The sequence below is a fragment of the Lacrimispora amygdalina genome (assembly GCF_003432035.1).
In the GTDB taxonomy this organism is placed as follows: domain Bacteria; phylum Bacillota; class Clostridia; order Lachnospirales; family Lachnospiraceae; genus Lacrimispora; species Lacrimispora amygdalina.
Genome location: NZ_QOHO01000087.1, coordinates 25,335 through 34,973, shown reverse-complemented (window position 1 = coordinate 34,973; position 9,639 = coordinate 25,335). Strand labels below are relative to the sequence as shown.

The 9,639-nt window shown below is 41.1% G+C and carries 11 protein-coding genes and 1 pseudogene; 2 read left to right on the top strand and 10 right to left on the bottom strand.

What is annotated here, in order from left to right; all coding sequences use genetic code 11:
* Positions 1 to 71: 71 nt before the first annotated feature.
* From DS742_RS23875 to DS742_RS23855, 5 genes are all read right to left on the bottom strand, one after another.
* Positions 72 to 338 (bottom strand): hypothetical protein, encoded by a 267-nt coding sequence (locus DS742_RS23875; protein WP_117419450.1) that lies wholly within the window; start codon positions 336 to 338, stop codon positions 72 to 74.
* 81 nt (positions 339 to 419) lie between these two features.
* Positions 420 to 2,489: a ribonucleoside triphosphate reductase gene (locus tag DS742_RS23870; RefSeq protein WP_117419456.1), complete on the bottom strand. Its 2,070-nt coding sequence runs from the start codon at positions 2,487 to 2,489 to the stop codon at positions 420 to 422.
* 17 nt (positions 2,490 to 2,506) lie between these two features.
* Positions 2,507 to 4,564 carry a cell division protein FtsA gene (locus tag DS742_RS23865; RefSeq protein WP_117419455.1) on the bottom strand — a complete coding sequence of 686 codons (2,058 nt, stop codon included), beginning with the start codon at positions 4,562 to 4,564 and terminating at the stop codon, positions 2,507 to 2,509.
* A 201-nt stretch (positions 4,565 to 4,765) separates the two neighbouring features.
* Positions 4,766 to 5,284: a GNAT family N-acetyltransferase gene (locus tag DS742_RS23860; protein ID WP_117419449.1), complete on the bottom strand. Its 519-nt coding sequence runs from the start codon at positions 5,282 to 5,284 to the stop codon at positions 4,766 to 4,768.
* 199 nt (positions 5,285 to 5,483) lie between these two features.
* On the bottom strand, positions 5,484 to 5,834 hold the full coding sequence (locus DS742_RS23855) for a VOC family protein (protein WP_117419448.1): 351 nt from the start codon (positions 5,832 to 5,834) through the stop codon (positions 5,484 to 5,486).
* 405 nt (positions 5,835 to 6,239) lie between these two features.
* On the opposite strand from DS742_RS23855, the gene DS742_RS23850 reads away from it, so the two are divergent.
* Positions 6,240 to 6,713, top strand: coding sequence for an HIT family protein (locus DS742_RS23850; RefSeq protein WP_117419447.1), 474 nt, complete (start codon positions 6,240 to 6,242; stop codon positions 6,711 to 6,713).
* Between the two features lie 115 nt (positions 6,714 to 6,828).
* On the opposite strand, the gene DS742_RS23845 is transcribed toward DS742_RS23850, so the two are convergent.
* The 4 genes and pseudogenes from DS742_RS23845 to DS742_RS29045 form a co-directional block, all read right to left on the bottom strand.
* On the bottom strand, positions 6,829 to 7,320 hold the full coding sequence (locus DS742_RS23845) for a DUF6773 family protein (RefSeq protein WP_117419446.1): 492 nt from the start codon (positions 7,318 to 7,320) through the stop codon (positions 6,829 to 6,831).
* Positions 7,313 to 7,522 carry a helix-turn-helix transcriptional regulator gene (locus DS742_RS23840; protein ID WP_117419445.1) on the bottom strand — a complete coding sequence of 70 codons (210 nt, stop codon included), beginning with the start codon at positions 7,520 to 7,522 and terminating at the stop codon, positions 7,313 to 7,315. The genes DS742_RS23845 and DS742_RS23840 overlap by 8 nt, the downstream gene beginning before the upstream one ends.
* Before the next feature lie 283 nt (positions 7,523 to 7,805).
* Positions 7,806 to 8,333: pseudogene (locus tag DS742_RS23835) on the bottom strand (manganese catalase family protein); the annotation flags it as partial.
* A 56-nt stretch (positions 8,334 to 8,389) separates the two neighbouring features.
* Positions 8,390 to 8,551 (bottom strand): hypothetical protein, encoded by a 162-nt coding sequence (locus DS742_RS29045; RefSeq protein WP_170313565.1) that lies wholly within the window; start codon positions 8,549 to 8,551, stop codon positions 8,390 to 8,392.
* A gap of 133 nt (positions 8,552 to 8,684) precedes the next feature.
* Here DS742_RS29045 and DS742_RS23830 point away from each other — a divergent pair, with 133 nt between their 5' ends.
* Positions 8,685 to 9,353, top strand: a complete 669-nt coding sequence (locus tag DS742_RS23830) for a DUF3298 and DUF4163 domain-containing protein (protein WP_117419444.1) — start codon at positions 8,685 to 8,687, stop codon at positions 9,351 to 9,353.
* A gap of 40 nt (positions 9,354 to 9,393) precedes the next feature.
* On the opposite strand, the gene DS742_RS29040 is transcribed toward DS742_RS23830, so the two are convergent.
* Positions 9,394 to 9,567, bottom strand: a complete 174-nt coding sequence (locus DS742_RS29040) for a hypothetical protein (RefSeq protein WP_170313564.1) — start codon at positions 9,565 to 9,567, stop codon at positions 9,394 to 9,396.
* Positions 9,568 to 9,639 lie beyond the last annotated feature (72 nt).

The following is a 9,639-nucleotide window of genomic DNA, read 5'->3' as shown; positions in this document are numbered from 1 at the left end:
TATTGTACCGAGATACAAGAAAAAGTTCCGGTCTTCAAAAAATGAAAACCAGAACTCTTATCAGATTAAAATTATTTGCAGCCGCAGCCATAATCGGTAGATCCCATTACATTCCCGCCATAGGTTCTTCCGCAGCCGCTTGCGGTCCAGAATCCATCACGGAAGCCGGTCTCATAACCATCTTTAAAGCCTTCTGCATATCCCTTACGATAGCACATATTCATGTTGCCGTTTCCAGTTGATGCATCACTGACATCACTGTATTTCACGCTGCACTTATTATCATAATTACCTGGGCAGCTGCAATTGCAGCCGTTATTCCAATTATTACAACTCATTTTCATATACTCCTAATTTAATCAGTTCGTAGTATATCTTATGCCCCTGTCTTACATATGTGAGTTAATAAGGTAAATTTCTTACTCCAAAGCCATCATTTTTCTGTTTTTAAACTCCTGGGCTTTTCCTTCATTCCAGTCACTGACCGGCCGGTAATACCCGGCAATTCTGCTGTAAATATCCGTCTTTTTACCGCATTTTGGACAGATCTCCTGGCTTCCCGGAAGATAACCGCAGTTCTGGCAGACGGAATATACAGGTGTGAATGTCATATAAGGAATCTCATATTGTTCTGTCATACTCCTTAATGCATCCCTGACAGTCTGATAATGTTCTTCTTCCTTTTCCATGTAAACAGAGAATACAGTGCCTGCCGTATACAAAGGCTGAACCCGATTCTGTATGGCCAGTGCCTGAGAAAGGCTTCCTCCCCAGTCTGCTGCCAGTTTCGTGCTGTTGGTATAATAGGGAACGTCTGAATTTTTACTTGCAGAATTAATCCCGGAAAGCTCCTCCCTGTCAATCAATGCCAGCCGGTATGCAGCCGATTCTGCGGGAGTGGCCTCAAGGCTGAACAGGCTTTTATACTGTTGCTGATATCCAATGAGCTTTTCTTTTAAATACTTCATTACATTTACTGCAAATGCCTGAGTCTGTTCTGATTCCATTCCTGCACCCAGCCAGTCCGCATTCATTCCGGCCTCATTCATACCGACAATGCCGATGGAGGAAAAATGATTGTTGAAGTTTTCCAGATAACAGGCTGTATAGGGGTAAAGTCCATTTTTCAAAAGGCTGGTAATTACCTTTCGCTTAATATCAAGGGATTTGGCTGCAAGGTCTGCCACCCGGTCCAGCCGGCGGTAAAAGTCCGCTTCATCAGTAGCTGAATATGCAATTCTCGGCAGATTCAGAGTAACGACCCCTATGGAACCTGTATGTTCCCCATAACCGAAAAACCCGCCTGCCTTATTGCGCAGCTTTGTTAAATCAGGAACGCTCTCCGGAGTAAAAGCACGTACGTCTCCAGGAGTAAGGTTACCATTTATATAATTGGAAAAATAGGGAGTACCATAGTGGGAAGCCAGTGTAAATAACAAACGGTTTCTTTCTGAATCAGACCAGTCAAACTCCTTTGTTATCTCAAAAACCGGAATTGGGTACTGAAATCCCATTCCTCCGGCATCTCCTTCCAGCATAGTTTCCAAAAATGCACGGTTTACCATATCCATCTCTGCCTGACAGTCCCCGTAGGTGAAATCCATAAATTTTCCGCCTGCAATAGCCTTTTTTGATTTCATATCCTCCGGCACTGTTAAGTCAAGGGAAATATGGGAAAATGGGGCCTGGGTACCCCAGCGGCTTGGAGTATTCACTCCAAATACAAAGGCCTCCATACATTTTTTCACTTTATCATAATTCAGCTGATCTGCTTTAACAAACGGTGCCAGATAAGTATCAAAGGATGAAAATGACTGGGATGCCGCCCATTCATTCTGCATGATGCCAAGAAAGTTTACCATCTGATTGCACAGCGTTGCAAGATGTTTCGCCGGTGAAGCAGTAATCTTTCCGCTGATTCCGCCCAGACCGTCTAAAAGAAGCTGCTTTAACGACCATCCGCAGCTGTAGCCTGTGAGCATGGAAAGATCATGGATATGTATGTCACCATGATTATGAGCGTCTGCTATCTCCCTGTCATAGATTTCTGAAAGCCAGTAATTTGTGGTAACTGCCCCGGAATTATTCAGAATCAGACCGCCTACCGAATAGGTGACCGTGGAGTTTTCTTTCACATGCCAGTCCTCTACTTTTACATACTGATCCACCACATCTTTGTAATCCAGTGTGGTACTGCCTAAGTTTCTGATCTTTTCCCTCTGTTTCCGGTAGAGTATATAAGCCTTTGCCACTTCTGTATATCCCGTTTCTTCCAGTACCTTTTCCACACTGTCCTGAATGTCTTCCACAGGAATACTCTCTGTCTGAACCTTACTCTGAAAATCAGAAGCTACCCGCAAAGCAAGAAGCTCCACGATGCTGTCTGTATAATACTTGCCGGTTGCCTCAAAGGCTTTTTTAACCGCAGCCTCAATCTTTACTAATTCAAATTCCGTAACTGTTCCATCCCTTTTAACTACGTTCAACACGCCCATATACACCTCTTTTATTCATTTACCTGATAAATCATGATCCGGTCTCTGCTTTTTAATTCCTGCTGGAAGTATCCGCTTTCTCCATTGACCTCCAATATTACCTTCCCGGTAAGATTCTTAAAATCAAGTCCGGAATATTCCAGCATGTCCATCAGATAATATGGGCGCTGGTCCGGCTTAATGGGAAACGTCATGGGTTTGTCATTTAAGAAAAATGTAATTTTTCCATTGCTTTTATGAAAGGCAGCATCAGAAGAAGCTGCTGCATCCTTATGTCCGTCCAGTTTTAAACGGGATTCCTGATCAAGGTTAATGCCGGTAGAAGTCATCTGTGCCGGGGGAGTTAAAATTCCGGGAACGTTTTGAGTTGCAGGAACTGTCTCATTTAAAAAGCTCTGCGCTTCCTCTTCGTCATCATACAGATCTTCCTCTATTGGAGTTTCTTCAGGCTGGACTTCTTCTGCCTGGAGTGTTTCTATTACAATGCTGTCACCGGATTTCAGCGGAAGATCGTCTTTTGCCTCGATGCCGTTTACAAGAATCTTCTTTCCGGCTCCTGGCTTTTCAATATCAGAAAGCATGGCAAATGCGCTTTTTCCGTGGCTGGCAGGCACAAATACAATCCAGTCCTCCGCACTTACCTGGTCAGAAAGCTGTGCTTCCTCCCCATTGAGTGTAAGAACAGACGGCTCCGCCTTCTCACCGTAAAAAACAGTTCTTTTTCCGTTTACGCTGACAACCAGATTCTGACCGGAACGTCCGATCATATCCTGGTAGTTATAACCGTTCATCATTAAAACATCCATAACGGTAAAGGTACCGCCGCGGAAAAGCTTCGCTGGGCGGTCATTTAGAATAACCCGGAAACCGTCATTGACAATATTAAATCCGGCAGAGATAACGATTCCAAGAGGCGTCGCATATTCCGGATTCTCCAGATCGTATTCATCGGAATAGGCGTTAATCTTAAAGTTATTGCCTGCTATGGCCACACGCTTGGGATCAATCTTTAAATGTTCTACGATTCCCTCTTTCAGCCCCGACAGCCTGCTTCCCCCTCCTGCCAGAAAAACTGCCGACGGCATACCGCCGTTAACTTCCAGTATCTTATCAGAGATTTCCTGACAAAGCCTGGAGGACGCCTCTTTGATGCTGCCGAAAACAGCTTCTCTGGTAATCGTCTGTTCAAATCCGAGGATATCTGTAAATGTAAGTTCCTCTTCTTCATCAATCTGGGATTTGATTTTTTCCGCGGTTGTAAAATCCACTAAATATTCTTTCATAATGGATTCCGTTATCTCATCTCCTGCAAGTATGGCCATGGTATAGCCGGTTACACTTCCATCCCGGCAGACAGCGATATCAGAGGTACCTGCACCGATGTCCACCATAGCCAGGTTTAACAGACGGATGTTCTGGGGAATGGCCGCATTGATGGCTGCAATCGGCTCCAGGGTGAGGCTTGCAACCTCCAGACCAATCTTATGCATAGCGGAATAAAGGCTTTCAACAACCTCCGTCGGAAGGAATGTAGCAATGATATCAGCCTTCAATACCCGTCCATGGTGATCAATTAAATTGGAAATCATATAGTTATCCAGGAAATATCTGCTTACGGTATAACCAACCAGATAAAACTGCCTGTCATTATCCCGGCCTTCCCGGTTCATAAACTGTTTTTCCGCTTCGCTTATGGCTCCGGCTTCCAGTCTGCTGACGGATTCTGCATCAATCTTCTGGGCTCTGGCAAGCTCCATCTCATAGGTCACACTTTCCGTTCTCAGTGCTCTTCCCGCAGCTGCCACACAAACCTTTAACAGCTTGCAGCCCAGCTTTTTTTCCAGTCTCGCTTTCACCTGACCGGCAATTTTTGCAACCTGATCAATATCCTCGATCTGTCCGTCAATCATCGCCCGCTTTGTATGCTCGGCTCTCTCTATGGCAACGATATGTATTCTGTCTCCATCCGGCATTCCTACCATGCCAATGATGCTTCTGGTTCCAATATCCAGAGCGAAAATAGCCTGATCCGGAAGTGTATCTGTCAAAATGCTATTTCTGTTATCCATAAATAATGCCCCATCCTCTTTCATATTTGTCTTTATTTTACTAGTATAAGGTGGCTCCGTCAATCGAATAAAGGAAACTTTTGTTGAAAAAGAAAGATTTTTGATACAAAAGAACTGGTTTATGCATTGAAAACATTGGATTTGTTACCATAAACAAGTGCCAACATTTTGTACATGCGGAGTGATTTGTTTCCTGTAATATTAACGGTTTACAAGTTCGTACGAAGGATGATACAGCCCCGTTGGTGTATAAAATTCTCTGCCGGTAAATTGAAACCCTAATTTTAGCAGCAGCTTTTCTGATGCTCTGTTCTGGGGGTGATGGCCTGCATACAGCTTCTTTGCTTTTAAGATGTGAAAGCTGTAATCAATAGCCGCTTTTGCTGCCTCAGAGGCATAGCCCTGCCCCCAGTATTTTTCCCGCAGATGAAACCCCAGTTCGTAGGAATGAGTTTCGGATTTATAAGGGCGGATACCGCAGCAGCCAATGAGTTCTTCTGTTGACAATTCAAAAATCGGCCAGTATTGCACATGATACAATTCATAATTATGAATTTCCGTATTCAGGCGGTTCACAATATCTTCATGTGTAAACTTACCTGTGGAGCAGATGTACCGGGTGACTTCATTTTCCCCCCACAGCTGTGATGCCAGATTTAAATCGGCGTCACTCCAGCTGGAGAACCCAATTCTTGTTGTATTAATAAAATAATCGCGCATGTTTAACCCTCGTTTCTTCAGTAATTAATTACTCTTGTTTCACAGACTCTTCACAAATCCGTCAAAATCCTGTCACACTTTCACAGTATATTATTAAATGCAAAGAGGTCAATAACCTTTTAAATAAAACTTTTTTTCATATAGCCGGCAAGACTCCCCTCTTGTCGGCTCCTCCCATTCATGGGGGAGCGTGATTATTCTATTCTTTAGGGAAATATCTAAATACTATTAAGTTATTATCAGGATCTAAAAAACTCATATTCGTTGCTCCCCATGGTCTCACAGTTGGCGGTTGAAGAATCTTAATACCGAGTGCTTTCAGTCTTTCATACTGAAAATCTATATCCTCTACCGTAAAAGCTAAACAAATATTCTGTGAATTCTCTTTCCGCTCTGTTTCATCATAGCAGACAGTTAACGTTGTTTCCTCTGAAATGATAAATTGATGTATACTATCATCACTGCCGTTATCGATATTTAATAAAGACTTATAAAAATTCGATAATTGAATAACATCTTTTGTAAATAAACATACTTCTCCGACTTTCATACATACCCACCTCGTAACTCTGTATTATTTTCCTGTATTGTTACACACCAGTCCTGCATCTTACTTTTCACAAACTCTTCACAGATCCATCAAAATACCGTCACATTTTTCCGGTATATTAATTAATGTAAAGAGGCCAATAACCTTTTAAATAAAACTTTTTTTCATACAGCCGACAAGATCCCCCCTCTTGTCGGCTTCCTCCAATTATGGGGACAAAACAAATATGGTCTTGCCTTATATTCATCATAATATTACTTGGGACAAGTGACTACTTCTATCTTATACCGTATTTTACCAAAAGTAAAATTTTATATTTAGTTATATTTGAAATATTTGTATAAGTTTTGTATACTTACATTAAAAATCATTCATGTAAGCTTATAGATTTATTGGAGAAACGATATGTACAATCATGCACCCTTAGGGTATGTCTGCCCTTTTTGTCAAATTGCAGAGGGCATAGAAAATGAACATTTAAATACCAAGCAGGACGATATAATATATAAAGATAACTATGTTACTGCATTTATATCCTCTTGTTGGTGGAAAAATAATAAAGGCCATGTCATTATAATTCCTAATATACATATTGAGAATTTATATGATTTACCGTCAGAAATTTCACACCGAATTCATGATTTAGAAAGAGAAACTGCACTGGCTTTAAAAGAAACTTACAGATGTGACGGAGTCTCTTCCAGACAACACAATGAACCTTGTGGAAATCAAGATGTATGGCATTATCATCTTCATTTATTTCCAAGATATAAAAATGATAATTTATATAAGTCAGACAGGGAAAATACAACACCAGAAGAACGCTTAAAATATGCAAAAAAATTAAGAGATTATTTTATCATGAAGAATACAGTATGATTTTTATTTATTTCAGGCAAAAAAGAGGTACTCCAGCTACCCTGAATAATTAACAGGACGCTGATCCACAAAAAGTGAGCCAACGTCCTCTGGTTACAAACTAATTATTCATATTTTATTTATCTTCATTATCAACCGAAACAGATTCACTCTCTGTTTCAAGTTTTCGCACTCTCTTTTTATAAATGAATACGCAAAACGTCAATGCACCAATGGATAATACAAAAATTTGAGCGAAGGTAACTATTCCTGTAGCGGCTGCACCCGCTAACTTACCATATTTATAATAGGATGATGCGAAGAAAATAACACCACACAATGTGCTTGATAACAGGCTGAGAATAATATTTGTTTTTACATTTGGTTTCAGTCTCCTGTCCCATATGCCATTGACCAGACAGGCAATTAACATATATATGGAAACAAACATAAATACCAGCCATTCACCAGCAATATTATGAAATAGATTTTTTACATCTGCAGCCAGGGTAACCTGCAGCAAAATCGCAGCTAACAATCCCCAATATACAAACCAGAATCCATAGTGTTCTATCTTTAGTAACTTTTGCTCCTGCATCTCATCCAGATTATTCTTTTTTCTAATCATCGCTTTCTTCCTCCCAGAACAAATCATCAAGACTTTTTCCTAATACTCTGCAAATTGCCCGGCATAATTTTATCGTCGGATTATATTCACCCTGCTCAATAGCATTCATGGTCTGCCGTGATATGCCCACTTTTTCAGCAAGTTGTTTTTGTGTCAGATCCAGCTGGGCACGGGCAACTTTTATTGGTATATTTCGACCCACTGTAATCACCTCCGCACACAAATATTACTATATAAATTACCTAATGTCAAGTATATACGACTTTTTTCCTGCCTCTCCATTTAATGAGGACGTTAATCCACAAAATGTGAACCAACGTCCTCTCTAAATTATACTATTCTCTTAATCTAACGTATATTCGGCCAACGACATTTCCGTTACATATTTGGTGCTCTAAACCAACTGAAAGTTATCTAAAAAAGCGCTGACCCACGAGAAGTGAATCAACGCCTTTTTTATTATGTCTGAGTAAAAATTACCCCTGTTAACATTTTGTTTTGACATCAAAGCTGGGATTAAATGCATAAAAGTTTTTGCTGTCCAGATTATCCTGAGTGATTCTAAGAGCTTCACCGAATCTCTGGAAATGGACTACTTCACGCATCCGTAAGAACCGGATGGGATCACAGATATCGGGGTCTGTGATAACACGCAAAATGTTGTCGTAAGTACTCCTGGCTTTTTGTTCTGCTGCCATATCCTCTACCAAGTCGGTGATTGGGTCGCCTTTAGACTGGAATTCGCATGCATTAAAAGGAATTCCACCCGCTGCCTGTGGCCATATACCTGTGGTATGGTCAATATAATAAGGACCAAACCCTGATTCTACAACCTGCTCCGGAGTTAAATTTCTGGTCAGCTGATGAACAATGGTTGCTACGATTTCAAGATGCGCCAGTTCTTCCGTTCCAATGTCAGTTAATATCGCCTTTCCCTCCTTATATGGCATAGCATAACGCTGGGAAAGATAACGCATGGAAGCGCCCATTTCACCATCTGGTCCGCCAAATTTCAAAAACAGATTCTTTTATTCACTCAATAATGAAAATAAGGAAGAGAAGTGTTTTATCACTCCTCCTCCTTATCTTCATACACTTTAATGCTTTCTTCATGTCTCAAAGTATTGGGACCTAAGAATTTTCCAGTCTCCCAGTGATCCTGAAATGTTTCAGGCTTTTTGTTTTCTTCCTTTGCACTGGAGCTGTAATTATCTTTTTTATTGTTTTTCATATCGTTCACCTCAAAGATAGTATGGTATAAACAGCTTCGAATATACATATTATATCCCTGATTCGTGCATTTTCCGGCAATAAACAAGCTGAGTATTCATATAATATAAAAAGCTTTCTTTCCTGAGGTTCTCATGCAGACAATCTCTAAAAAAACAAAGGCAGATGTCCTCCTTCATAACGACGTTCCTGTACTTACCTATACCATTCATTATCCTTCTTTTACATCAACCTGCAGTTCTGTTACTGCCCCCGCCATCAGCCAGTTCTATGAGATACAGTCCCGGCAGGCTGAAAAATACTGTCGTGAGGTTTTATACCCTCAGGCTGTTGAAAATGCCATGTATGCAAAAGATAATGAGTTTCCCTTTCACAGCTATGAATTCTTATCTGATTATGACGTCACATATAACGAGGATTGCATCACCAGCCTCTATACCGACCAATATTCTTATTTAGGCGGGGCCCACGGAAATACACTGAGACAGTCACAGACCTGGGACTTCCAGACAGGGGATCAGCTGAATCTGACAGATTTTTTTCCCGACGTAAAAGCATTAAATAATACCATCTTTCAGGTGATCGAAAATGATATCTCAAATCGCATGAAAGATGCTCCTGCCTCCTACTTTGATGACTATCCCCATCTGATCCGGGGAAACTTTGATATGAACGCCTTTTTCTTAAAGCCCTGCGGCCTGGTCATCTACTACCAGCAGTACGATATTGCTCCATATGCCTCAGGTATTCCGGAATTTTTCTTTCCTTTCGAGGACTGCACGGAAGATGCTGCCAGTTCCTGAACTGCCTGCCCATCCCCGTCTAAACGAATGGCCCGGTCATCTAAGATGGCCGGTGTTTTTCTGATGGCCTTTTTAAGTCGTAGCCTGCATTCTCCATCATCAGATCCCGGAGCTTTTCCCCGGCTTGCTTTTGCCTCTTCTCCGGCAGACTATCAAATAAAATCATTTCTCCGTTTAAATCTATGTAATTTACAATCCTAATGTTTTTACTCATATTTCCATCTCCTTCCCTGTAAAATGTATGTGACACAGATTGTACCTGTTTCCAGGTATCTTCTCTTTTAAT